Origin of the sequence: Chryseomicrobium excrementi, assembly GCF_002798305.1 — a bacterium.
Lineage (GTDB): Bacteria > Bacillota > Bacilli > Bacillales_A > Planococcaceae > Chryseomicrobium > Chryseomicrobium excrementi.
Map to the genome: position 1 here is coordinate 30297 of NZ_PCGR01000001.1, position 25048 is coordinate 55344.

The following is a 25048-nucleotide window of genomic DNA, read 5'->3' on the forward strand; positions in this document are numbered from 1 at the left end:
TTTTGCAGATGGGAAGATGATGATGGCTGGAAATTTGCTTAAAGGCACAATGATTCTGACTCTCGGGCTCGTGCTTTCACGAATTCTCGGGGTTTTATATGTAATTCCGTTTTATCAATTGATTGGGGAAGAATATGTCGTGTTGTATCAGTACGCCTATGTCCCGTATACGATTATGCTTGCGATTGCAGTCTCCGGAGTTCCTGTCGCCGTTTCGAAATTCGTGTCGAAATACAACGCGATGGGTGACTATGCTACAGGTCGTAAGCTTGTCAAATCAAGCGGAATTCTCATGCTAGTGACTGGATTTATTGGTTTTTTGATTTTATTTTTACTGGCAGAGCCACTTGCTCATGTCGTTATGAAAGAAAATGCGGATCCGACACAACCTGTGCCGTTCACAGTGAACGATGTGGCGACCGTGATCAAATATGTCAGCTTTGCAGTACTAGTAGTTCCGGCGATGAGTCTTGTTCGAGGTTTTTTCCAAGGCTATCAGCATATGACGCCAACTGCCATTTCGCAATTGATTGAACAAATTATCCGGATTGCAGTTCTTTTAGTCGGTTCCTTTATCGTAGTAAAATTGATTGGTGGAACAGAAAAGACGGCTGTGTCGTTTGCCGTATTCGCAGCGTTTATCGGAGCGCTTGCCAGTATGGGTGTGTTGTACTGGTACTGGAAGAAACTCAAACCAGAGTTTGATGATTTGATGATTGGAACGGGGGAGCATCAGTCTCCGAGATCTCTCAAATCGATTTATAAAGAAATGCTCATTTACACCGTGCCATTTGCCCTTGTAGGTGTAATCAATCCGTTATTCCAGTTCATTGACATGATTACATTCAACAATGCGATGGTCGCTATTGGGTACGACCAAACAACGTCCCAGACGCTTCTTGGAATGCTCAACTTCTCGACGCACAAGTTGGTGATGATTCCAGTCATGCTAGCAATGGGATTCTCGATGACGTTGATTCCACTGATTACGACTTATTACGCAAAGGACGATGTAGGAGGACTGACGAAGTCTTTGAACCAGACGTTCCAAGTCTTATTGTTCTTAACCCTACCCGCAGCTCTTGGAATCTCTGTACTCGCGTATGAATTTTATACGGTGTTCTACGAAGCTAGCGCCACAGGAGCAGGAGTGTTGGCAGCATATGCACCAGTCGCCATTCTATTTGCGTTGTACCCTGTTACGACGGCGATCTTACAAGGTATCGACCAGCAAAAGTTGATCATCTTAAACTTGATGATTGGTATTTTGGTCAAGATGTTATTGAACACACCACTGATCAAAGTATTTGAAACGGACGGTGCAATCATGGCCACTTCAATAGGATATATCACGGCAATTGTATTGAACTTCCTCGTGATTCGTTATTATCTTGCATATGAGACGAGAATGTTGTTCCGCCGAATCCTATTGATTGCGGGTCTTACGGCAGTCATGCTCATTCTAGCCTTCATTTCGAAAGAACTGTTAGAGCTCGTGTTGAACCCAGACTCAAAACTTCAGGCACTGGTGATTATTATGATCTCAGCAGGAATAGGAGCTGCGTTCTATGGCTTCGTTAGCTTGAAGCTCGGGCTTGCGCAACGGTTGTTTGGAGACCGTCTAACACGACTAACAAGAAAGCTAGGGATGTCTTAATGCGAATTGATAAATTTCTTTCCAATATGGGAATTGGGACTCGAAAAGAAGTGAAGCAGCTGATCAAAGCGAAAGCCGTGACAGTCGATGGGAAGTTTGTAAAAGACAGTGGTCAGCAAATCAATCCAGACATTGCAGATGTTCGTGTGTATGAAGAGCAGATTGCTTACAAGCCGACCATATATCTTATGATGAACAAGCCACCAGGCGTCATCTCAGCAACTGAAGATCACCGCGATAAAACTGTAGTCGATCTGCTCGAGGATGATGTTCGCCACTACGATCTGCATCCGGTTGGTCGCTTAGATAAAGATACTGTAGGGCTCTTGCTTCTCACAAATGACGGAGATTTGACGCATCAATTGTTGTCACCGAAGAAGAAAGTGCCAAAAAAATATTACGCCCATATTGACGGTGTTGTCACAGAAGACGACGTGAAGGCTTTTGCAAACGGGGTCGAAATTGGGGAAGGCTATATTACAAAACCAGGGGAACTCCACATTTTAGAGAGTGCAGCGCTATCTAAAATCGAACTGATTATCACAGAAGGAAAGTTTCACCAAGTGAAGCGGATGTTTGAAGCCGTTGGTAAACAGGTCGTCTATTTGAAACGTTTAGAGATGGGAAATCTGAAATTAGACGAATCTCTCGCTGAAGGGGAGTACCGGGAACTAACAGAAGAGGAATTGAATGAGTTGAAACCAAAATAAAAGAGAGGTGCTCGCGATGAGCCCTCTCTTTTTCCGTGGTGTAGGTTGTCTAAGATGGAATTTTAACTCGTTTGTTCGTCGTTGTCCATTTCCCTCTAACAGGGCTGATGACCAGGTCATTAAATGCAAGCACGTTCAAATCACGTTGAATCGTGCGAGGAGTGATGCCAAATTCATCGACTAAATCTTGTGTTGTCACTGTTCCGTTCTCACGGATGAACATATACATATCTTTAATTCGATTGAGCATCCGATCAGTAGTTGGTTTCATTCGTAACCACTCCTTCTTATCGTATCCCTTGACTCGACTAGCGGACGATTTGTTAAAAACGGTTAACTAGCTACTTTAGACATCCCCTTTATTTTCTATTCTAAAACTATCTGACAATTTCATTATAAGCCCTAATGCAACAATTTTCTAGAAAATTTGCTGATTTTACAAAACCTTAACGCATTTTCGGTGTAAAATAGAAGCATTATTCATCAAGAGGAGGCGCATTATGGATTGGTACCAACGCGCTGTAGAGCGTAAAGACGAATTGATTCAAGAACTGCAACAGCTGATTTCCATTGAAAGTGTGTTAGATGAATCTGCTGCAACGGATGCCTATCCGTTTGGTCCTAAGCCAGCAGAAGCCTTACAGTTCTTATTAGAAAAAGGTCAACAAGCAGGCTTGACTATCAAAAATGTAGATCATGTAGCGGGACATATTGAGATGGGGCAAGGTGAAGAACTCATTGGGATCCTTGGACATGTAGATGTAGTGCCAGCCGGAGATGGATGGTCTGTTCCTCCATTTGAAGGAAGAGTTGTGGGAAACAAGTTGATCGGACGCGGTGCGATTGATGATAAAGGACCCACTATGGCGGCATGGATGGCTATGAAGCTTGTGAAAGACTCCGGTATCGAACTTTCAAGACGCGTTCGACTCATTATTGGCACGGATGAAGAAAGTGGATTTCGTTGTGTGAAACGGTATTTTGAAACGGAAGAGATGCCAACTCTCGGGTTTGCACCAGACGCTGATTTTCCAATTATCTATGCGGAGAAGGGAATTGCTGGACTAATGTTATCCCAAGCAGCTTCCGCAGAACCGACAGATCTCATCTGGTTCCAATCAGGTGCTAGAACAAATATGGTTCCAGATGAAGCGAATGCTTACATCGAGCGCCCTCTATCGGAAATCGAACCTGCATTTACAGCGTACCTGGAACAACATCAACTGAAGGGCCTAGCACAAGACGTGAATGGGAACACTTCACTGATTGTCCAAGGAAAGTCCGCTCATGCGATGGAGCCGGATCATGGGGTAAACGCAGCAATCCAACTAACAAGATTTCTAGCTACACAAAGTCTCGGAGGACAAGGCGAAGTATTTGTTCAGCTTGTAGTGGATTCCTTCGAAAAAGATTCAAGAGGAAAGATATTTGGTGGTGCATTCCGCGACGACATGTCAGGAGACACCACTTACAATGCAGGTATTTTGCGATTCACAAAAGAAGACGGTTTCAAGATTGAAATCAGCATGCGCTATTCTGTGAGCTGTCCATTTGATCAACTAATTGAATCGATTCGACAGCACTTTGACCAGCACCAAGTTCAGGTTCATGTAAAATCTAATTCGACTCCCCATTATGTAGAAGAGTCAGATGAACTTATTCAGACGTTGTCTAAGGTCTACGAACGCCAGACTGGGGACAAAGCAGAGCTTCTCGCAATAGGTGGCGGTACTTACGCCCGCGTCTTAAAGAAAGGTGTCGCATTCGGCATGTTGTTCCCAGGAGAGCCCGATGTGGCACACCAAGCAGATGAATTTGTAGATGTTGAAAATTTACTTAAAGCAACAGCAATCTATGCAGATGCAATTGCTGAACTTGCAGGAAAGAAGGAATAGTACATGGAAAAAGTTTTATGGAATGATCAAATCGTAACACGTGACTCTGTACATATCAGCATCGAGGACCGTGGCTATCAGTTCGGAGACGGCATTTATGAAGTAGTAAAAGTCTATAACGGAGATGTATTCACAGCAACGGAACATATCGACCGCTTATATGCAAGTGCAGACAAAATCGGTATGGCAATTCCGTACACGAAAGATGTATTGCATCATTTGATTCATCAATTAATCGAAGCGAACGAGCTGGGAACGGGAATCGTCTACCTTCAAGTGACGCGTGGTCATTCTCCGCGTAACCATGCCTTCCCAAATCCATCAGTTGAAGCTGTTGTAACAGGCTACACACGTGAGTCTGCTCGACCAGTCCAAGACTTAGAGACAGGTGTATCCGTTTGCTTAGTGGAAGATGTGCGCTGGTTGCGTTGCGATATTAAATCATTAAATCTATTAGGGAACGTCATGGCGAAGCAGCAAGCTGTTGAAAAAGGATGTTTCGAAGCGGTCCAACACCGTGGCGATGTCATAACAGAAGGATCTTCATCTAATGCTTATGGCATCAAGGATGGGATTTTATACACGCATCCTGTCAACAATCTGATTTTGAATGGAATCACACGTCAAGTGATCCTGGATTGCTGTAAGGAAATCGGTCTACCTGTTGTGGAAAAAGCGTTCACGGTTGCTCAAGCACTAGAGATGGACGAATTCATCGTCTCCTCTACAGGGATTGAAGTGATGCCTGTAGTAAAAATTGAAGAGACCCAAATTGGGGATGGCACGCCAGGAGAATGGACGCGCAAGTTGCAAACGGCTTTTGAGGCAAAGCTGCCACAACAGCTCCATGTCTAACGCGCATTATTTTGTTGGCATTCAAGTGCCGACCGAAAAGCAGGAGTTCTATCAGAACATCCAGAATGAATTGGAATTAGGCGATTATTATCGTCGTGTGACGCACCCCGCAGATTTGCATTGTACGTTGTCGTTCATTGGCGAGGTTCGGGAGGATCAACTCCAGTGGTTAAAAGAAGAACTGTCACAGATACAACTTCCTGGCTTTACAATGAGGACGACTTCCATTAAAGGATTTGGATCAGGGAAGGTACCTCGAGTGGTGTATGCGGAAGTCGAAAATGCGGAAACGTTATCTCACTTAGAACAAGCTGTCTGGACGATTACGGAGCAGCTAGGCGCAGACCGGAAGTCACCTTACGTCCCGCATATCACTCTTGCGAAACGTGCGAAAGTACAAGATGCCATCATATTTACGGGAGCTGCAGAAGCTGATTTTCATGTAACTTCGTTTCAACTGTTCCAAGTGCATAAAGGGCAATCACCTAGCTATGAAGTGATTGCTACTTTTGCTTTGCGTAGCGAGGGTGAAAAATGAGACGACTCGTGTTTATTATTAATCCTGCAGCTGGAAATGGCCGAGCTCTAAAAAAGTGGGAAGCCTTGCAAAAAGAATTGACTGGGGACTATCAGTTCTATCTTACAAACTACACTCGCCATGCAGTCGAACTTGTCCAAGCGTTAGATCCAGATATCCATACACTTCTCATCGCAATAGGTGGAGATGGAACGGTTCACGAAGTCATCGAAGGGGCTTTAAATCGACCTTGCTTTGCCATTGCTGCTCTGTCTGCAGGGAGCGGCAATGATTTTGGAAGGACGTATACTTCTGTAACATCAAAAGATGAGATTGAGGGACTACTACGATTAAGCGAACAGGTTCCCATGAAATTAGGTAGCCTTCAAACAACTACTAGTCAATATGTATTCGTTAATAACGCAGGATTTGGGTTTGACGCCGAGGTGGTGTATCAAACGAATCGATCGCTTTGGAAAAGACGATTAAACCATTTTGGATTAGGCAAGCTTGCATATTACGGTGTTGTAGTGAAAGAGCTCTTGACATTTGAGGCGGCTACGATCGAATTAACAGTGGATGGACAGACACATGTACTTCCGAAAGCTTGGTTCTTGGTTGTTTGTAATCAGCCCTATTTTGGGGGAGGAATGAAGATCTCGCCAAACTCGAATCCTGCTGATGATATGTTAGAGGTGACAGTCGTATCGGACATCTCGAGGTGGAAATTGTTGTTGTTATTTGGTACGGTCTTTATAGGCTGGCATACAAAGTTACAAGCTGTGAAGCAGTTTTCAGGACAGAGCTGCCAGTTTACAGTGAGTCGTCCTATGATAGGACATACAGATGGAGAGTATTGTGGCCGGTTAGAAGCAGGTCAAGTGGCATCTGCACATCTCCTGTCACAAACTTGGGCAATGCCCGTGAAATAGAAAGGTGAAGAAACATGCGTTTAAGAAATAAACCGTGGGCTCAGGACTACATCCAAGCTCACCCAGAAGTGGTCATCGCAAATCCCGAGTCACGAAAAGGAAAGTGGCACGAAGAGTTCGGCAACCACAATCCTGTCCATGTAGAAGTTGGGACAGGGAAGGGCCAATTTGTCATTGGAATGGCTCGCCAAAATCCACACATCAACTATATTGGAATCGAACTTTATGATTCTGTAATTGTTGTGGCGCTTGAAAAAGTGTTAGAACAAGAATCTCTGCCAAATCTGCGTTTGCTCAATGTAAACGGTAAGGATTTGACCGAGTACTTCGAAAAAGGTGATATTAGTCAAGTGTATCTGAACTTCTCAGATCCATGGCCAAAGACACGTCATGCGAAGCGTCGATTGACTCATGCGAATTTCTTAACACTATATAAAGAACTGATGCCAGATGGCGGAGAAGTCCATTTCAAGACGGACAACCGCGGGCTATTCGAATACTCCTTAATGAGTATGACAGACTTCGGCATGAAGCTTCAGTTTGTATCACTAGATTTACACGCAAACGAACCGGAAGACAATGTTCGAACAGAATACGAAGAAAAATTTGCTGCAAAGGGGCAGCCGATTTATCGATTAGAAGCAAAATTTAATTAGGGGTGACGAAATGGACACGTATACATTTGGGGAATTGAAGTTTTCATGGTTAAAAGGCGGTACAACCAATATGGATGGGGGCGCCATGTTTGGAGTCGTTCCAAAACCGCTTTGGTCCAAGCGTTATCCAGTAAATGAACAAAATCAAATCGAACTTCCTTGTGATCCGTTATTGATTCAAACAGGGAACGATGTCATTTTGCTCGAATCAGGTTTAAACGCAGGGAAATTTGACGATAAGAAAAAACGCAACTATGGGATTACGGATGAATCAAAAGTAGAAGAGCAGTTGAAGGAACTTGGGCTGACTCCACAAGATGTGACAATTATCATTATGACCCACATGCACTTTGACCATGCATCTGGCCTTACGTCGTTAGAGGAGGACGGTACCTATAGCTCCACATTCCCGAACGCGACCATCTATACTTCTGAAGTCGAGTGGAATGAAATGAGACATCCTAATGTTCGTTCTCGTAATACTTACTGGAAAGAGAACTGGGAGCCAATCGAACATCAAGTGAAGACGTTTAAAGAATCTCATGAAGTCATTCCAGGTATTACGATGATTCATACAGGAGGTCACAGTGACGGCCACAGCATCATCAAAATGCAGCAAGGAGAAGAGACAATCATTCACTTTGCAGATTTGATGCCGACTCATGCTCACCAAAATCCGTTATGGGTACTTGCTTATGACGATTATCCGATGACTTCTGTCTTCACTAAAGAAAAACTAGTGAAAGAAGTTTTGGAAAACGGCTATTGGGTGAGTTTTTATCACGATTCGTTCTACCGTTTGTTGAAATGGTCTGCAGACGGCAAAGAAATCGTGGATTCAGTGAAACGCAACGATGTTTGATTACTAGATGCAAATGAAAAAGCATTTTCTCCGAGATTTCAGGAGAAAATGCTTTTTGTGTAGACACATTTAGAACTCTTAAACTGCTAATTGCTTTATTTCTAAAATAGACCCAGTCTTAGCATCCGCCGCAAACTCAAAGTTTTCCGTCACACCGTTTTTCATGCGTGTGATCCCACCGCGGTAAACATCCGTTTCGATAACCCCCACTTGGAAGGGTTCTGTTTTCATATACACCCAAGAGCCATCAATCGGGCCCTCTTTTTTAAAGGCATCTTTCACTTGTTCTAGAATCTGATCGGCGTTAACGCTAGGAATGTACCGTGTAGCCGCTTGCGATGCCACCACTCCAATCACGACACCAGTACCTAGACCCATCATATAATCACGTAATCTCATAGTCGATTCCTCCTTAAAGTAAACGATTCTGTTTTCAGTATATACGTTTTTTCGCGGAATAAGAAATGTTAGCCTATCCCTAACATTTCGAATAACGAAAGAAAAGATGGAATTTTCTATTTTGTTCTACTACAATAAACTATAGAGTGCTTTTTAGGAGGGGAACGATTGTGAACAACGAAACATTGGAACTGTTTAAAACACTGACGGAATTACCAGGTACTCCTGGCAATGAACATCAGGTGAGAAAATTCGTTCGACAAGAACTAGAAAAATACGCGGATGATGTGATCCAAGACAATCTTGGAGGCATCTTTGGAGTGAAAAAAGGCCCTGAGAACAGCCCGAAGATCTTAGTGGCAGGTCACATGGATGAAGTAGGTTTCATGGTTTCCAGCATTACAGATAACGGCATGATTCGTTTTCAGCCATTAGGAGGCTGGTGGAACCAAGTGATGCTTGCACAGCGAGTGGACATTGTGACTCGTGACAAGACGGTTCCTGGAGTTATCGGATCCATTCCCCCACATCTGCTTAGCGATGAAGTTCGTAACAAGCCAATGGACATTAAAAACATGCTAATTGATGTTGGGGCAGATGATAAAGAAGATGTGAAGGCGATGGGCATTCGTCCAGGTGACCAGATTGTTCCTGTTTGTCCTTTCACTCCAATGGCCAACCCAAAGAAAATCATGGCTAAAGCATGGGACAACCGCTATGGTGTCGGTCTTGCTATCGAATTGTTAAAAGAGTTAAAAGACGAAACGCTTCCGAACCAGTTGTTCTCAGGAGCCAACGTGATGGAAGAAGTCGGCTTGCGAGGCGCACAGGCTTCTGCGACGATGATCCAACCTGACCTGTTCTTCGCATTAGATGCAAGTCCAGCTAATGATGCTTCAGGAGATAAAAATGAATTTGGGCAATTAGGAAAAGGGACATTGTTGCGTATCCTAGACCGTTCCATGGTAACGCACCGCGGTATGCGCGAATTTATTTTAGATACTGCGGAAACACACAAGATTCCGTATCAATACTTTATTTCTCAAGGTGGAACGGACGCTGGGCGTGTTCACACTGCTAATGAAGGAGTACCGAGCGCTGTCATTGGAATCTGCTCTCGTTATATCCATACAGCCGCTTCGATCATTCACACAGATGATTATGCAGCTGCAAAAGAATTACTGACGAAACTTGTTAAAACAGCTGACGCAACTACACTTCAAACAATAAAACAAAACGTCTAAGTGTCCTTCGGGGCACTTTTTTTAAAGGAGCGATTCGATGAACATTGCAATTGGAACCAAGAACCCGGTAAAGATACAGGCAGTAAAGAGCGCATTTGAACAGGCACAACTAGACGCTGATTTTACTTCGTATGATGTCCCTTCAGAGGTCTCAGCACAACCCATCTCAGATGAAGAGACGAGACTCGGGGCTCTCAATCGAGCACGTCATGCCCAGCTAAAAGAACATGCAGAAGTAGGAATCGGCCTTGAGGGAGGAGTCAAATGGATTGAGGGGACACTCTATCTCTGCAACTGGGGGGCCCTTGTCACAGCAGAAGGAACTGTTTTTACAGCGATGGGAGCGGGTCTGCCATTGCCTGAAGAGATTGCAAAAGGAATTGAAGCAGGTAGTGAACTAGGACCGCTTATGGATCACTTCACATCACGGACCGGTATTCGCCATGCGGAAGGAGCCATTGGCGTTTTCACGAATAATCTCATTACAAGACAATCGATGTTTGAACAGATCGTCTTACAACTTGTCGGCCAATATACCCTACATAAGTCAGTTAATTGATTGTTTTGGCATAGGAAGGTACAATAGAGGGCAGGGTTAAAGAAGGGAGGCCATTTTTAATGAAGCAAACATGGCGATTTTTACTGATCCCACTGGCTCTTGTGCTCGTTCTCGTTGGGTGTGCATCACCTGAAGAGCAAGCTGCTGAAGGCGTTCGACAAGCTGCTGCGCAACTTGAAGAATCCCCAGAGGAGCCAAATGAAAAAATTGGAGACTACTCTGTTTTTCTACCAGGTGGTTATACAGTAGAAGCGGGTTCGGAAGCTCCAAACATTTTACTTGAAAAGGATAACGACACTTACGTGTTATTTATAAATGAAAATGAACCGGCAACAAGTCGTTTGTATTACGATTTACTTGTTTCAGATCCATCGAAAGAAATCGTGGAAGAAGAGACAAATGAACTCAGTGACCAATTTGGTTTTGCTGCAGTTGTCGAACATTCTGACGAGCAGTTTGAGTTGATTGTTTCTAGAGGTGGAGTAAAATTGTCCACAGTCACGGACGACGGCTCAATCGATAAAAAGTTGAATGAGATGATGCAAATCGTTCATTCGTTCAAATCTGAGGAGGGCTCTAAATGATAGCATTGCAGTCAAAAGAACAGTTTGAAGAATTCAAACAAGGCAATACCGTTTTCTTGTTTACAGCTGGATGGTGTCCCGATTGTCATTTCATCGATCCCTTCATGCCAGAAGTGGAACAAAAATTTGACCAGTATACTTTTGTGTCAATAGATCGCGATCAATTTATTGAGATCTGTCAAGAGATGGACGTATTCGGTATTCCAAGCTTCATCGTTTTCGAGCAAGGGAAAGAAACGAAGAGATTTGTAAGTAAAGACCGCAAGACGCAACAACAAATTGAAGAATTTTTAGACGGTTCACTAGCGTGAGCCGTTTCATTTTGATGCTGAGAAAGGAGTGCTCGCTATGAAGCCCTTGCAGCTCATTGCACAACTAAAAGAACAACTTCCTGAGACGGACTATGTGTACTCTTATAATCGCGAAACAAACATCTTAAAATTAACGCACCAACGAGTAGGAAGAGCCATTGAAGTAGCACTAGGTCCAGTCATTGCAAAATATGGTCAAAAAGAGCAAGCAGCTATTGATGAAGTCGTCTATATGATTCGTGAAACATTTGATGCGATGGAGAAAGAGCAACAGACAAAAGGTTACGTGAATCCTGTGATTTATCCAGTAATCCGAGCTACGTCGTTTCCTAAAAAATCTAAAAGTGGCGTACCTTTCATTACGAAAGCTCACACAGCTGAGACACGGATTTTTTATGCTCTAGATTTGGGTACAACTTACCGTCTAGTTGACGAAGAGTTGTTACAGAAATTAAATATGACCGAGCAAGAAGTGATGGAGTCCGCACTTTTCCAATTGCGAAAGCTACCAACTCACTATAAAATAGATGAGGTTGCAGGAAATCAATTCTATTTCTTCAATGCCAAGGACGGCTATGATGCGAGTCGCATCTTAAACGATAAGCTATTGAAAGAAATGCAAGACAAGATTCAAGGAGAAATGACAGTGGCGGTACCTCATCAAGATGTGTTGATTATCGGAGATATTCGAAATGATGCAGGGTACGACATTTTGGCACAAATGACGATGCACTTCTTTACTGTTGGCATTGTCCCTGTGACATCCCTGTCTTTCCTATATGAAGACGGTGAACTAGAGCCGATTTTCATCCTTGGAAAACATGCAAACCAAAAGGAGAAGAACTAAATGCGCGTGTATTATAATACTAACGGGATTGGTGACGTCCTTCTGATTGAACTAGGGACGACTACAAACGAAGTCAACTCAGAACGTTTTGGAGATGTAACGCTTGTTACAGACGCACAAACAAATGAAGCGATGGCATGCAATATTTTTTGCTTCTCGAATTATGAAAACATTCAAGAGAACGGTGCAGTTGAACTGACACCAGAACTGATTGAAAAACTTCAACAGATTCTGGATCAGAATGATGTACCTTTAGAATTGCACGCAGACTTTTCACCGAAATTTGTAGTAGGCTTCGTTAAAGAGTTACAGCCACACCCAGATGCAGACAAACTGCGCGTGGCGACAGTTGACGTTGGGGACGAAGAACTTCAAATCGTTTGTGGCGCACCAAATATAGAACAAGGCCAACATGTAGTTGTAGCTAAAGTTGGAGCCACGATGCCATCTGGTCTCGAAATCAAAGACGCGGTCCTTCGCGGAGTGCCGTCATCGGGTATGATTTGTTCAGCTAAAGAGCTAGCGATCCCTAATGCACCACAAGAAAAAGGCATCTTGATCTTGGATTCTTCTAATGAACCAGGAACGCCTTTTGAAGCTTCGCAAGTAGAATTATAAGAGCATGCCTTCGGGTATGCTTTTTTTCTTTGCCTAAATAGGAAAATGGAAGGGGCTCGCTTACGAAATTCCTACAGACGTATGGTGTTTTTCTTGCTAAAATGAAGAGATAGAAAGGATGAAGTACCATATGGATTGGATTAAGCGATTCTTTCGCCAAGAACAAGAGATAGAGGACATCGAGGAATCATCCTTTGAAGAAGTTAAAGAAACGAAACAACCGCCGTTTCGGTTTCCTCTCATTTCGGATGAGGAAAAGAATCTCCTACTAAATAAACAGTCGAGCCCTTCTTATGAAGACTATAGCTATGAAGAGCCGTCTTATATACGGCAACAAACGAATCGTGAATCAACGAAACAAAAATCTACTACTCAACAAACTAAAGCAGTGCCCAAAAAAGAAGAGTCACGACCGATTGTAAGGTCATCTAAGCGTTATGTTCCTTCTGTAGTGCCGTCTCCAGTATTCGGATTAAAGACAGAGCAAGAATCTACAGGGAGCATATCTCGCACTATGAGAACGTCTCACTATGACTGGTCGACAACTGCAGTTGAAGAAGAGCCCGTTGTAGAGCAATTGCCTAATGAAGAAGTGAAATTAGTAGAGGAAGTGCAAGTTGCATCCGAAGTAGCAGTAACTGAAGAAGTTGTTGTTGCTGAGGAAGATACAATTTGTGATGAACTTCATGAAATGCACATGCAACCAGTTGAAGAGGAACCAATCAATCTAGCTCCACCTCAAGAGACGGAGAGTAAGGATACTCCAGTTGAAGAGCTTGTTGAACAACCAAGAGAAAAGATCAAACCCTTCAATGTGTTAATGCTAACTTCTGATAAACGCAAGCTGCAACAAAAAGCAGCACCGCAACTAGTGAATAGGGAAAAGACAAAAGTAGAACCACCAAAAGTAGAACCACTGAAGACTGAACAACCTGTTGCGCATTACGCGATGCCTAATGCGAATTTTCTACACGCTCCTGTACATAAATCGGATGATCAAGAATGGATGGACCAACAAGCAGAGCATCTTGTAGAAGCACTTGCCCATTTCCAGATTCAATCTGAAGTCCTATCGATTGTACAAGGTCCAGCCGTGACGCAGTTCGAGCTAACAGTGGGCCAAGGGACGAAAGTTAGTAAAATTCGCAACTTGACGGATGACTTGAAACTGGCATTAGCAGCAAAAGACATTCGTATTCAAGCACCGATTCCAGGGCGTCGTTCAATTGGTATTGAAATTCCTAACCGCACATCTCGTGCTGTGCAACTATCAGAAGTGATTGAAGCTCCTGTATTTAAGCAGGCGGAATCACCTTTAGAAGTCGCTATGGGATTAGATCTCCATGGGCAACCGGTGACAATGGATCTTCGGAAGATGCCACACGGGTTAATTGCGGGAGCTACTGGTTCAGGAAAATCCGTCTTTATTAATTCTCTTTTGATTAGTTTGTTATATAAAGCGTCTCCACAGGATGTAAAGCTTTTGCTAATTGATCCAAAAGTGGTGGAGCTCGCACCATTTAACCACATCCCACATTTGATTAGTCCTGTCATCACGGACGTCAAGGCAGCAGCTGCTGCTCTTAAATGGGCTGTGGAGGAAATGGAACGCCGTTATCAACTGTTTGCGCACGCAGCTGTACGAGACATTGGAAGATTTAATCAGCAAGCTGTTCAGGCAAGAGAGTTTTCGAAAAAACTTCCCTACATCGTTATTGTTATCGATGAGTTGGCAGATATGATGATGGCTGCTCCACAAGACGTTGAGGATTCCATTTGCCGAATTGCGCAGAAAGCACGTGCTTGCGGGATTCATCTAGTACTTGCCACACAACGTCCAAGTGTTGATGTCATCACAGGATTAATCAAATCTAATGTTCCAACTCGTATTGCATTTTCCGTATCGTCTCAGATTGATTCACGCACTATTTTGGATCAACAAGGGGCAGAACGTTTACTGGGAAAAGGGGATATGCTGTATTTAGGCAGCGGCATGGCGAGTCCTGTTCGTATTCAAGGGACATTTGTGTCGGATGACGAAATCGACCGAATCATTGAACATGCACGCTCGCAGGGTGAACCGGATTATTTCTTCAAGCAAGAAGATTTGATTGTCCGTGCAGTTGAAGTTGAAGAGCAAGATGAGATGTTCGAAGAGGCTTGTCGATTTGTCATTGAACATGGTGCGGCATCGACCTCTCTGTTGCAGAGAAAGTTCCATTTAGGCTATAATCGAGCAGCACGCCTGATGGATGCGATGGAAACAGCAGGCATCATTTCAGGGCAGAATGGCAGTAAACCACGTGAAGTACTCGTATCAGAAGAGTTTTTACAGGAGATTTTGTAAGGAGGAACTTAAGGTGACAACCTATCATTTTACAGGAATTAAAGGATCGGGCATGAGCTCGTTAGCTCAGATTCTTCACGATGTTGGACATACAGTACAAGGTTCAGATAAAGCAGAGTTTTTCTTTACAGAAAAACCTCTTCATGAGCGAGGCATTTCCGTTTATGAATTCGGTCAGGCAGAACTTACAAAAGATATGATTGTGATTGCAGGAAATGCGTATCCAGACAACCACCCAGAACTTGAGCAGGCACGCGTGGCGGGTGCCGAAATCATTCGCTATCATACATTCTTAGGGGACTATATGAGTCACTTTACGTCTGTAGCGGTGACAGGTGCTCACGGGAAAACCTCTACAACAGGTCTACTTTCTCATGTTTTGAATGTCTACTCTCCAACCTCTTATTTAATTGGAGATGGTACAGGGAACGGGCAAGCAAGTGCTGAAAACTTTGTCTTTGAAGCATGTGAATACCGCCGTCATTTCTTGGCGTATCATCCAGACTATGCTGTTATGACAAATATTGATTTTGACCACCCAGATTATTTTAAAAGTAAAGAAGATGTGTTTTCCGCATTCCAAGAGATGGCGAGTCAAGTTAAGAAAGCCATCTTTGCATGTGGAGATGATGAAGATCTACTAAAAATTACGGCATCTGTTCCCGTGATCTATTATGGATTAGAGAGTGGAAACGACTTCCAAGCAACAGCTATTGAAAAATCACCAGAGGGGACTTCGTTTGATGTGATGATTCGAGATGAATTCTATCACCGCTTCCATATTCCTATGTACGGAGATCATACCATTCAAAATGCATTAGCAGTTATCGCATTATGTCATTTTGAAGAGATTCCTGCCGAAGCAGTTGCAAAAGGTCTTTCTACATTCTCTGGAGTGAAGCGTCGCTTTACTGAAACTGTCAAGGCTTCTCGTGTGTTAATTGACGATTACGCGCATCACCCGACAGAGATTACGGCTACGATTCAATCAGCTCGTCAGAAATATCCCAATAAAGAAGTCGTTGCAGTTTTCCAACCACATACATTCTCAAGAACAGAAAAGTTTTTAGATGAGTTTGCTGTATCACTTTCACAAGCAGATACTGTGTATCTATGTGAAATCTTTGCTTCCGCTCGTGAAGCATCAGGAGAGCTTACGATCCATGATTTGCAAAAACTGATTCCTTCTAGTCAAGTCATTTCAGAGGATGATGTATCACCTCTACTTACTCATGAGGACGCAGTATTTTTGTTCATGGGAGCAGGGGACGTTCAAAAATTCCAAGCTGCATTTGAAAAATTAGTTTAATCTTTATGAAACCAGCCGATTCAGTCGGCTGGTTTATTTTTACTTGAAAAGAAGATTCCTTTAAAGCGATAATAAGAGCATGGTAAAAAAGGAGCAGACGAGTTTACCGTCCCTAGTTTGGGGTATAATGAACTAGCACTGCTTGAATTAAGTGAAGGAGGAAGAGTAGATGGAAAACTTATTGTACATAGCTGCCATCATTGCAGCAGTCGGTTTTCTAGTTCTATGTGTCAGCTTGGCCATCACATTTTTCTCTGTGAAAAAAACATTGGCAAATGTAGCTGTTACGGTAGAACATTTAGACGCCAATCTGCAAGACATGACGAAAGAGACGGCATTGCTATTACACAAAACAAATGCTTTAACGGAGGATATTCAATATAAATCTTCCCAATTGAACGGCTTAGTAACTTCAGTAAAAGGTTTTGGAGATACGGTCAATCAATTTAATTCCTCCATGCAACGTATTACAAGTTCGGTAACAAACGAAGTAGAGAAGAATGAAGATAAGATTGCTCAAGTTGTTCAGTGGAGTAATGTGGTACTTGGCATTCGTGACCAGTGGAAAGAACGCAAATCTTTAGAAGAAGCTGGCTACTATACGTACAAGGCCAAACAAACGAAAAAAGAAGATCCAACCTACCAATCTAACTTATAGGAGGAACTTATAATGACAAACTACTCAAACAAACCAAGTTATGGTGAGAGCCGTAAAAACTCTGAATACTACGATCACGAAGCTTCGTATGCAACACAAGGAGAAACATTCTATGCTCCACAAAATTATATGGCGCATGAAGACATTTACCGTGAAGAATCAGCAAGCAAAGATTTCTTGTTAGGTGCTCTAGTAGGTGGAATCATTGGTGCAGCTACTGCGCTTTTATTGGCTCCAAAGAGTGGAACAGAGTTACGTGGTTCCCTATCTGAACAAGCTTCAACTTTAAAAGAAAAATCTGCAGATTTTTCTCAAACTGCAAAAGACAAAACTACAGAAATCTCTAAAAAGGTTTCGGATTCTTCAAATCAGCTGTTAAGCAAAGTGAAGAAAAATCAAACTCCTCCAATGGATGATGGTACTGTTTCTTCAGAAGGTGAAGAAGAGATGGATGTGCTTGAAACCGTATCAAACACAGTAGAAGATACATCTTCTGATACGACTGTAGGGGAAGCGTTCACGGAAGCTTTGAAAGACAGCGAAGATGCATCTGACTCTACAACTAAAAACTAAATGTTCGGTGAAGCGCCCTTAGACAGGGCGTTTTTTTTATACAAAACTTTAACGAGTTGAAGCGTTAAATCATTTTTCGTGACTTTTCACCTCTACTTGCTTATAATAGACAGTATCTCGAAAATGAAGTACAATTTTCAGAAATTCAACGAACACCAGGAGAGGAGTAATTCCATGAGCCAATCAGAGCTAGAAACATTACGCAGCCGCGTAGATGACTTAAACATTGAAATTCTCAAACTGATCAATGAACGTGCTACAGTTGTTCAAGAAATCGGTCGAGTTAAAGAAAAATCAGGTGTGAACCGTTATGATCCGCTTCGTGAGCGCACCATGTTAGATTTATTAAAAGAATCAAACCAAGGTCCTCTCCCACAATCAACGGTTGAACATATTTTTAAAGAAATCTTTAAGACAGCACTTGAACTTCAAGTGGATGACCAGAAGAAAGCACTTCTTGTTTCTCGTAAAAAGAAACCTGAAAATACAATTGTCACAGTAAATGGGGAACCAATCGGACAAGGGAAACCTTCCTTCGTGTTTGGTCCATGTGCAGTTGAATCGTACACACAAGTTGCAGAAGTCGCAGCTGCCATTCAATCAAAAGGTCTAAAACTCATTCGAGGCGGCGCATACAAACCACGTACCTCGCCTTATGACTTCCAGGGTCTTGGTTTAGATGGATTGAAAATCTTGAAACAAATCTCTGACGAGTTCGGTCTAGGCGTTGTATCTGAAATCGTAACCCCAGGTCATTTAGATGAAGCCCTTGACTACATCGATGTAATTCAAGTCGGCGCACGCAATATGCAAAACTTCGAGTTGTTGAAAGCTGTCGGCTCAGTAGACAAGCCTGTACTATTAAAACGTGGTATTGCTGCAACTCTTGATGAGTTTGTTCATGCTGCCGAGTACATCATGTCTCAAGGAAATGATCAAATCATTCTTTGTGAGCGCGGAATCCGTACGTACGAACGAGCAACTCGGAACACTTTAGATATCTCAGCTGTGCCGATCTTGAAGCAAGAAACGCACTTACCTGTATTCGTCGATGTGACGCACTCTACAGGACGTCGTGATATCTTGTTGCCTGCAGCCAAAGCAGCATTAGCTATTGGAGCAGACGGAGTTATGGCAGAGGTTCACCCGGACCCAGCAGTTGCACTTTCTGACCAAGCTCAACAAATGAACTTAAAGCAATTCGATGAGTTCTACGAGTCGATTCAGACATTCATGAAATCACACGAAATTCATGCTTAAACACAGCACCCTTCGGGGTGTTTTTTAGTGGAATGAAATCGAACACCTTCCACATCTAGAGTAATCGAGTTGCGAACTTCATCTGAGAAGCCTTTATGATGAGAGTGTTCGGAAAAGACACGCTTATCTTTGGGAGCGGTCATCAAAATCCTATCTTAGTGTAGCTAGTTTCACCTGGAAGCCCCTTTCCAAGGGGAGAACCTCGAAGCCTCCTCGTCGTGAACAAAGCTTCGCTTTACTCCTGCGGGGTCTCCGAGAACCTCTTGATACCCTAGGAAAGAGGCATCTCAGGTTCAAAAATATCTAGTGTCAGATCACATAACAGGTTTCGAATTGCAAGAAGCGTATAAGCGTGCCATAGATCTTGGGGCTGTTTCCTGAAGAATCAGGTTGATGCCGGATATCACCCGTGTCGCTTAGATGTCTAGTTACACCGGCTAGAAACTCACTCGAAAATCGGCCACACCCAATGAGGCAAAGAACGCCTCACCGGGTCCGTCCGATTCCCGAGAAGTTTCTGACCAAGCCGGTTTCACTTTTCTTGCGTGAAGCGATTGGGAAGATTCGGCACGGCCCTTTTGGAAACAGCCCCAAGTCAGGCACGATTTTAGCATTAAAATGGCGTTCTCCACATCTAGAGTAATCGAGTTGCGAACGCCAGAAATCTCCGCAAGTATCGGTCGCATCCCTAGAGGCAAAGAGCGCCTCCACGGACACGCCCAATTTTTACAAGATTTCTTGAGCGGCGTTCCACATCTAGAAGTTACAATGATTTCCTTTCATAAAATGACATGATTTTTAACGTTTTCCGTTCAAAAGTATTGTATACTAAGTAAAATAGTACGAGTTGAAGGAGAGAATCCACATGACTGTAACCATTTATGATGTAGCCAGAGAAGCCAATGTCTCGATGGCAACGGTGTCTCGTGTCGTGAACGGCAACCAAAATGTAAAGCCAGCTACACGGCAAAAAGTATTGGCTGTCATTGAACGACTAGATTACCGCCCAAATGCGGTAGCAAGAGGATTAGCTAGTAAAAAGACGAAAACTGTAGGAGTGATCATTCCAGACATCTCCAACGTCTTTTATGCAGAATTAGTTCGCGGCATCGAAGATATCGCGACGATGTACCGCTACAATATTATTCTCACAAATTCGGATCAACAGCCTCAAAAAGAAGCTCAGTTACTTTCCACGTTACTCAGCAAACAAGTAGATGGGGTTGTATTGATGAGTGATCAATTGTCTGATGGATTGCGAGACGAAATGAAACGCTCTTCCATTCCAATCGTTCTTGCTGGAACGTTAGATCAAGCAACAGACACACCTTCCGTAAACATCGAATATCATCAAGCTGCGGTAAAAGCAGTAGAGCGCTTGATTCAGAATGGACATGAGCGAATCGCCTATGTGACGGGTTCACTAAAATCTTCAATCAATCGTCTGCACAAACTTACAGGTTATGAAAAAGCACTCGATGCTGCTAATTTGGAAGTTGATTCCGACCTCATTGTAGAAGTCGACAATACATACGAGGAAGGGATTCGAGCATTTAACCAACTACAGGGACTTAAAAATCCACCGACAGCATATTTTGCCGGTAACGATGAGATTGCAATTGGCATCCTTCAAGGTGCTAAAGATGCAAACCTTGATGTACCAGGTGATATCGAGATCATTAGTTTTGAGGATTCGAAACTTACGCGTATGGTGCGACCTCAATTGACAAGTATAGCGATGCCGCTTTATGACATCGGTGCCGTATCTATGCGCTTACTGACAAAATTCATGAATAATGAAAAAGTAGAAGAGAATAGCGTTATCCTGCCATATCGCTTAGAAGAGCGTCAATCAGTTAAGCAGCATTAATATAAAAATCCCGACCATCCAATGGTCGGGATTTTCTACGTCGAGAGCTTGCGCTCATTTCGAATAATGTATAACGCTTTTTCAAGCATCTGTTGATTCTTTTCCGTGATTTCTGCTTTTCTAGGAATCTCTTCATAGAGCGGTTGTGGGTCTTCCCAAGTAGGGATGAGTGGCACGGGGCTTTCTTTTTCCCATCGTTCCAACCAGTCCCCAGGAAGTGGACCCCGTGGAAGCGGTTGATTCGTCATCTCAAACCAAATCAGAGACCAGGCTCTAGGTACAACTCGCCAAATATCATATCCTCCGCCACCAACAGCAATCCAGCGACCCTCGCAGTACTCATGAGCGAGCTCGTGCGCGAGTTTTGGTATCTCTTTGTAGATTTCCATAGAACCGTATAAATGCGTGAGAGGATCAAAATAATGGGCATCAGCACCGTTTTGAGTCAAAATGACATCTGGTTTGAAATGCTCAATGATTTCTCGAAAAGCTGTCCGGTAAATTTCTAAAAACGACTCGTCTTCCGTAAATGCATCGATAGGGAAGTTAAAGGACGTCCCGTATCCTTCACCAGATCCTCGTTCGGTAATATTACCAGTACCAGGGAAGAGGTAGCGACCGGTTTCATGGATTGAGATCGTACATACATTTGGATCATCATAAAAACACCATTGCACCCCATCCCCATGGTGAGCGTCCGTATCAATATACAAGACTCGTGCATTGTATTTTTCCTGCATATAGCGAATAGCTACAGAACTGTCATTGTAAACACAAAAGCCTGAAGCTTTTCCTCTAAATCCATGATGCAAGCCACCGCCAAGATTCAAAGCGTGTTTAGCTTTACCTTCCATCACATAATCCACAGCAGTCAAAGTACTTCCTACTAAACGCGCGCTGGCTTCGTGCATACCAATGAATAGGGGCGTGTCTTCTGTGCCAATCCCGTAAGCCTCAAAGTCATCAGGATTACAGTCGGGAAGTGAGGCTCTTTTCACAGCTTCTATGTATCTTCGGTCATGAGCAAGCTCCAGTTCTTCATCGGTTGCTATACGAGGCGAAACGACACATTCTTTTGAAAGCGCATTCATTTTTTCGAGCAAGTCGACTGTCAACGTCAAACGTTTTTGGTTGAAAGGATGCGTCTCAGAAAACCGATACCCCAATTGGTCTTCAGAATAAACAAAAACAGAGTCACATGTTACAATGTCGGCTGACTTGGCCATAAGACGTCAAACCCTTCTTTTTCAAGTGCAGAAACGAGTTTTAGGGGATTGATCGTTTTCACACGGATTACCAACACTTTGAAAGTTTCGTCTTGTTTGTCTGGATAGACGAGAACAGAAAGGACGTTCACTTTATGTTGATAAAACACTTTGGAGACTTCGTATAAAACACCTGACTTATTCGGAACTCGGATTTCTATCTGAGATCCAGGTTGCGTGACACCTGTCAGTTCAATGAACTTATACAGCATATCTGACTCAGTGATCATTCCCACTAGTTTTCCTTTGCTGACAATCGGGAGACATCCGATTCGGTTGTCATAAAAGATGGTGGCGGTCTCCTCGACGAAATCTAAAGGGTGTCCTGTTATCGGATTTTTTGTCATGATCCGCTCTATCGGAGTGTCTAGTACACTGTGGTCATCCGATTCAAGTAAATTGGACGGAGTTGCTTGCTTGATATCTCGGTCGGTGATCACCCCAACAACCTTTCGATGCTCATCGATTACCGCGATATGACGAATCTTCTTTTCTCTCAGTGTAGCAGCTGCTTCTCGTAACGTTTGGGTAGGGTACAAGGTGGCAACGTCTTGATTCATAATTTCTTCGATTAACATGAGGTCCCTCCTAATACATAAAACGGTTCATGAAACGTAGTTGATCAAACTGTTGAATGGATTCCGAATCAACACGACTTCCGATGCGAGCCATTAAACAGTTGGCAGGGTGGGAACTGATTTCCGGATCGTCTGTCGCAAAATATTCGAGACCGCCGGCATTCATCATTTTTTCCATCACTTTGCGGTACTCCCAAACATTAAGTCCGGTTCCTTTTAAATCCCAGTGCCAGTAGTACTCGGTCGTAATCACAATATAGTCGTTCATGGCATCGTCCATCATCGAAACTTTTAATAAGCTCTTTCCGACACCGCTACCACGATATTTAGGAATGACTTCAATAGCTCCTAGCTCAATCAAGTTTTCCATATTACCTTTTGACCATCGCTCTAAAGGATCTGGGTGTAAAAAGGTCGCATAACCAACAATAGTTGTTTGTTCTCGAACAATAATTAAGCGCCCTTCAGGTAACTTTGCGATGTCTATAATTGCTTTGTGTTGTTGCTCAGGCACACGAAATGCGGTTAGATCTTCATGAAACTGAAGAGCGGCGATTTCTTCACTAGGTACAGGTCCTTCTACAATGACTGTCCCGTGTTTTGTTTTGACTTCAATGGCATTGTAAGTCTTCTTGTGAATCACATGCACACCACCTTTGTTATACTCTTTTTTCATTATACCGTAAAGTATTTACAATGTGTGCGCTTTCAAGAAACATTCAGAATAGTTGTACAAACGAAATAACATTAGGTAAAATAAGGGGGTACTTACATAGAAGGGGTGACGATATGAAACTTGAAACACTACCAGCAGTCCAAGGAGATTATAATCTCTTCGATTACGAGGGGTTCTCGAAAGACTTTACGTGGGATCAGGCATCGGAGGTCTTCGATTGGCATAAAACCGGAAAACTGAACATTGTGCATGAGGCAATTGATCGACACGCTCGCTCCCATAATAAAAACAAAGTGGCTCTTTATTATCAGGATGGGATCCGTAAAGAAAGCTATACGTTTTATGAGATGATGCGCAACGTCAATCGCGCTGCGAACACATTATCCAAAAATTCATCTCTAGAAAAAGGAGACCGCATGTTTATTTTCATGCCACGTTCTCCAGAGCTTTATTTTGCACTTCTTGGCGCGTTGAAGATGGGGGTCATAGTAGGGCCACTTTTCGAAGCTTTCATGGAAGGCGCTGTCTATGACCGATTAGATGACAGCGATGCAAAAGTACTTGTGACTACTCCTGAATTGCTGTCACGAGTTCCAGTAGACAAGTTACCAAAACTTGAAACGATTTTCTTAGTGGGCGAGTATGACAATTATGACGACAAATATGTGGATTTTGAAGCCGGCTTAAAAGAAGCGAGCGACTCATTTGAAACCGTTTGGGTCGACAAGGAAGATGGGCTCGTCCTACACTACACTTCAGGATCTACGGGAAAACCGAAAGGGATTCTTCACGTCCACGGAGCGATGGTGCAACATTATCACACGATGAAATGGGTCATGGACATTCGTGATACAGACATCTACTGGTGTACAGCAGACCCGGGTTGGGTAACAGGGACTGTCTACGGAGTATTCGGACCATGGCTGACGGGAACGACATCTCTAATCCTAGGAGGGCGTTTCTCTCCAGATGCGTGGTACAAGGCGATTGAGGATTACGGAGTGACAGTTTGGTATAGCGCACCAACAGCGTTCCGTATGTTGATGGGAGCAGGCGACAACCTCGTCAAGGACTACAATCTATCGACGCTTCGTCATTTATTGTCAGTTGGAGAACCGCTGAATCCTGAGGTTGTGAAGTGGGGAATGCAAGTCTTTGGTCTGCGCATTCACGATACTTGGTGGATGACTGAAACAGGCGGACAGATGATCTGTAACTATCCGACTATGGCTATCAAGCCTGGATCAATGGGGAAACCAATTCCAGGTGTCTATGCGGCTATCATTGATAACGAAGGAAAAGAAGTACCGCCACTGACAATGGGGAACTTGGCTATTAAAAAAGGCTGGCCTTCGATGATGCGCGAGGTCTGGAACAACAAAGAAAAGTACGATTCGTACTTTATGAACGATGAATGGTACTTCTCAGGAGATTCAGCTTACATGGATGAAGACGGCTATTTCTGGTTCCAAGGTCGTGTGGATGATGTGATCATGACTTCAGGTGAACGAGTAGGACCATTTGAAGTAGAAAGCAAATTGATTGAGCATCCGGCTGTAATGGAAGCTGGCGTTATCGGGAAACCTGATCCGGTCCGAGGTGAAATCATCAAGGCGTTCATCGCTTTAAATGATGGCTATGAACAATCGGATGAATTGATTGCAGAAATCCAACAGTTTGTGAAAAAGGGACTTGCTGCTCATGCAGCTCCTCGTGAAATTGAATTTAAAGAAAAACTTCCGAAGACGCGAAGCGGGAAAATCATGCGTCGTGTACTGAAGGCTTGGGAACTCAACTTGCCGACAGGTGATTTATCAACAATGGAAGATTAATAAAAAAGCAGTACGCTGAAAAATCAGCGTACTG

General features: G+C 43.3%; 27 protein-coding genes. 21 read left to right on the forward strand and 6 right to left on the reverse strand.

From position 1 onward, the window contains the following. Positions 1-22: 22 nt before the first annotated feature. Positions 23-1657, forward strand: coding sequence for a putative polysaccharide biosynthesis protein (locus tag CQS04_RS00195; RefSeq protein WP_100352969.1), 1635 nt, complete (start codon positions 23-25; stop codon positions 1655-1657). Next, on the forward strand, positions 1657-2367 hold the full coding sequence (locus CQS04_RS00200) for a pseudouridine synthase (RefSeq protein WP_100352219.1): 711 nt from the start codon (positions 1657-1659) through the stop codon (positions 2365-2367). Before CQS04_RS00195 ends, CQS04_RS00200 begins: the two co-directional genes overlap by 1 nt. Before the next feature lie 49 nt (positions 2368-2416). Here CQS04_RS00200 and CQS04_RS00205 read toward each other — a convergent pair whose 3' ends face one another. After that, positions 2417-2638 carry a DeoR family transcriptional regulator gene (locus CQS04_RS00205; RefSeq protein ID WP_094944012.1) on the reverse strand — a complete coding sequence of 74 codons (222 nt, stop codon included), beginning with the start codon at positions 2636-2638 and terminating at the stop codon, positions 2417-2419. Between the two features lie 229 nt (positions 2639-2867). On the opposite strand from CQS04_RS00205, the gene pepV reads away from it, so the two are divergent. Genes pepV through CQS04_RS00235 form a run of 6 tightly spaced genes read left to right on the forward strand, consistent with a single transcriptional unit; the run spans position 2868 to position 8084 of the window. Beyond that, entirely contained in the window at positions 2868-4262 is a 1395-nt protein-coding gene (gene pepV / locus CQS04_RS00210) for a dipeptidase PepV (protein WP_100352220.1), read from the forward strand. Between the two features lie 3 nt (positions 4263-4265). Next, positions 4266-5117: a D-amino-acid transaminase gene (gene dat, locus CQS04_RS00215; RefSeq protein WP_100352221.1), complete on the forward strand. Its 852-nt coding sequence runs from the start codon at positions 4266-4268 to the stop codon at positions 5115-5117. After that, positions 5110-5655, forward strand: a complete 546-nt coding sequence (thpR, locus tag CQS04_RS00220; RefSeq protein WP_165775418.1) for an RNA 2',3'-cyclic phosphodiesterase — start codon at positions 5110-5112, stop codon at positions 5653-5655. Before dat ends, thpR begins: the two co-directional genes overlap by 8 nt. Continuing rightward, the gene (locus CQS04_RS00225; protein ID WP_100352223.1) at positions 5652-6566 is read left to right on the forward strand and encodes a diacylglycerol/lipid kinase family protein; all 915 of its coding nucleotides are present in this window, start codon (positions 5652-5654) and stop codon (positions 6564-6566) included. The genes thpR and CQS04_RS00225 overlap by 4 nt, the downstream gene beginning before the upstream one ends. Before the next feature lie 14 nt (positions 6567-6580). Next, on the forward strand, positions 6581-7222 hold the full coding sequence (gene trmB, locus CQS04_RS00230; protein ID WP_100352224.1) for a tRNA (guanosine(46)-N7)-methyltransferase TrmB: 642 nt from the start codon (positions 6581-6583) through the stop codon (positions 7220-7222). Between the two features lie 10 nt (positions 7223-7232). Continuing rightward, positions 7233-8084: a YtnP family quorum-quenching lactonase gene (locus CQS04_RS00235; protein ID WP_100352225.1), complete on the forward strand. Its 852-nt coding sequence runs from the start codon at positions 7233-7235 to the stop codon at positions 8082-8084. A gap of 78 nt (positions 8085-8162) precedes the next feature. Here CQS04_RS00235 and CQS04_RS00240 read toward each other — a convergent pair whose 3' ends face one another. After that, the gene (locus CQS04_RS00240; protein ID WP_100352226.1) at positions 8163-8483 is read right to left on the reverse strand and encodes a PepSY domain-containing protein; all 321 of its coding nucleotides are present in this window, start codon (positions 8481-8483) and stop codon (positions 8163-8165) included. Between the two features lie 170 nt (positions 8484-8653). Between CQS04_RS00240 and CQS04_RS00245 the strand changes: the two genes are divergently transcribed. From CQS04_RS00245 to CQS04_RS00295, 11 genes are all read left to right on the forward strand, one after another. Beyond that, positions 8654-9727 (forward strand): M42 family metallopeptidase, encoded by a 1074-nt coding sequence (locus CQS04_RS00245; RefSeq protein ID WP_100352227.1) that lies wholly within the window; start codon positions 8654-8656, stop codon positions 9725-9727. A gap of 37 nt (positions 9728-9764) precedes the next feature. After that, entirely contained in the window at positions 9765-10286 is a 522-nt protein-coding gene (locus CQS04_RS00250) for a DUF84 family protein (protein ID WP_100352228.1), read from the forward strand. Positions 10287-10345: 59 nt separating this feature from the next. Continuing rightward, positions 10346-10870 carry a hypothetical protein gene (locus CQS04_RS00255; protein WP_100352229.1) on the forward strand — a complete coding sequence of 175 codons (525 nt, stop codon included), beginning with the start codon at positions 10346-10348 and terminating at the stop codon, positions 10868-10870. Beyond that, a complete protein-coding gene (locus CQS04_RS00260; protein ID WP_100352230.1) occupies positions 10867-11181 on the forward strand; it encodes a thioredoxin family protein in 315 nt (104 codons plus the stop codon). Before CQS04_RS00255 ends, CQS04_RS00260 begins: the two co-directional genes overlap by 4 nt. Before the next feature lie 37 nt (positions 11182-11218). Then, complete coding sequence (locus CQS04_RS00265) at positions 11219-12028, forward strand: DUF1444 domain-containing protein (protein ID WP_100352231.1); 810 nt, start codon at positions 11219-11221, stop codon at positions 12026-12028. Further along, positions 12029-12646 carry a YtpR family tRNA-binding protein gene (gene ytpR / locus CQS04_RS00270; RefSeq protein WP_100352232.1) on the forward strand — a complete coding sequence of 206 codons (618 nt, stop codon included), beginning with the start codon at positions 12029-12031 and terminating at the stop codon, positions 12644-12646. 130 nt (positions 12647-12776) lie between these two features. After that, positions 12777-14993 carry a DNA translocase FtsK gene (locus CQS04_RS00275; RefSeq protein ID WP_100352233.1) on the forward strand — a complete coding sequence of 739 codons (2217 nt, stop codon included), beginning with the start codon at positions 12777-12779 and terminating at the stop codon, positions 14991-14993. Between the two features lie 13 nt (positions 14994-15006). Next, positions 15007-16302 (forward strand): UDP-N-acetylmuramate--L-alanine ligase, encoded by a 1296-nt coding sequence (murC, locus tag CQS04_RS00280; RefSeq protein ID WP_100352234.1) that lies wholly within the window; start codon positions 15007-15009, stop codon positions 16300-16302. Positions 16303-16471: 169 nt separating this feature from the next. Continuing rightward, complete coding sequence (locus CQS04_RS00285; RefSeq protein WP_094944040.1) at positions 16472-16960, forward strand: DUF948 domain-containing protein; 489 nt, start codon at positions 16472-16474, stop codon at positions 16958-16960. 12 nt (positions 16961-16972) lie between these two features. Then, positions 16973-17533, forward strand: a complete 561-nt coding sequence (locus CQS04_RS00290) for a YtxH domain-containing protein (RefSeq protein WP_100352235.1) — start codon at positions 16973-16975, stop codon at positions 17531-17533. A 174-nt stretch (positions 17534-17707) separates the two neighbouring features. Further along, positions 17708-18793, forward strand: a complete 1086-nt coding sequence (locus tag CQS04_RS00295; RefSeq protein ID WP_100352236.1) for a bifunctional 3-deoxy-7-phosphoheptulonate synthase/chorismate mutase — start codon at positions 17708-17710, stop codon at positions 18791-18793. A 437-nt stretch (positions 18794-19230) separates the two neighbouring features. Here the strand turns inward: CQS04_RS00295 and CQS04_RS00300 are convergent, their stop codons facing one another. Further along, the gene (locus tag CQS04_RS00300) at positions 19231-19479 is read right to left on the reverse strand and encodes a hypothetical protein (protein ID WP_165775419.1); all 249 of its coding nucleotides are present in this window, start codon (positions 19477-19479) and stop codon (positions 19231-19233) included. Between the two features lie 179 nt (positions 19480-19658). Here CQS04_RS00300 and ccpA point away from each other — a divergent pair, with 179 nt between their 5' ends. Beyond that, entirely contained in the window at positions 19659-20663 is a 1005-nt protein-coding gene (gene ccpA, locus CQS04_RS00305; RefSeq protein ID WP_100352238.1) for a catabolite control protein A, read from the forward strand. 35 nt (positions 20664-20698) lie between these two features. Here the strand turns inward: ccpA and CQS04_RS00310 are convergent, their stop codons facing one another. From CQS04_RS00310 to CQS04_RS00320, 3 genes are read right to left on the reverse strand one after another with little or no spacing between them, the layout of a single operon-like run. Next, complete coding sequence (locus CQS04_RS00310) at positions 20699-21889, reverse strand: acetoin utilization protein AcuC (protein WP_100352239.1); 1191 nt, start codon at positions 21887-21889, stop codon at positions 20699-20701. Beyond that, positions 21865-22506, reverse strand: a complete 642-nt coding sequence (locus tag CQS04_RS00315; protein ID WP_100352240.1) for an acetoin utilization AcuB family protein — start codon at positions 22504-22506, stop codon at positions 21865-21867. The genes CQS04_RS00310 and CQS04_RS00315 overlap by 25 nt, the downstream gene beginning before the upstream one ends. Positions 22507-22516: 10 nt before the next feature. Beyond that, positions 22517-23149 (reverse strand): GNAT family N-acetyltransferase, encoded by a 633-nt coding sequence (locus CQS04_RS00320; RefSeq protein ID WP_100352241.1) that lies wholly within the window; start codon positions 23147-23149, stop codon positions 22517-22519. Between the two features lie 146 nt (positions 23150-23295). On the opposite strand from CQS04_RS00320, the gene acsA reads away from it, so the two are divergent. Further along, positions 23296-25014 (forward strand): acetate--CoA ligase, encoded by a 1719-nt coding sequence (acsA, locus tag CQS04_RS00325; protein ID WP_100352242.1) that lies wholly within the window; start codon positions 23296-23298, stop codon positions 25012-25014. The last annotated feature ends 34 nt before the right edge of the window (positions 25015-25048 follow it).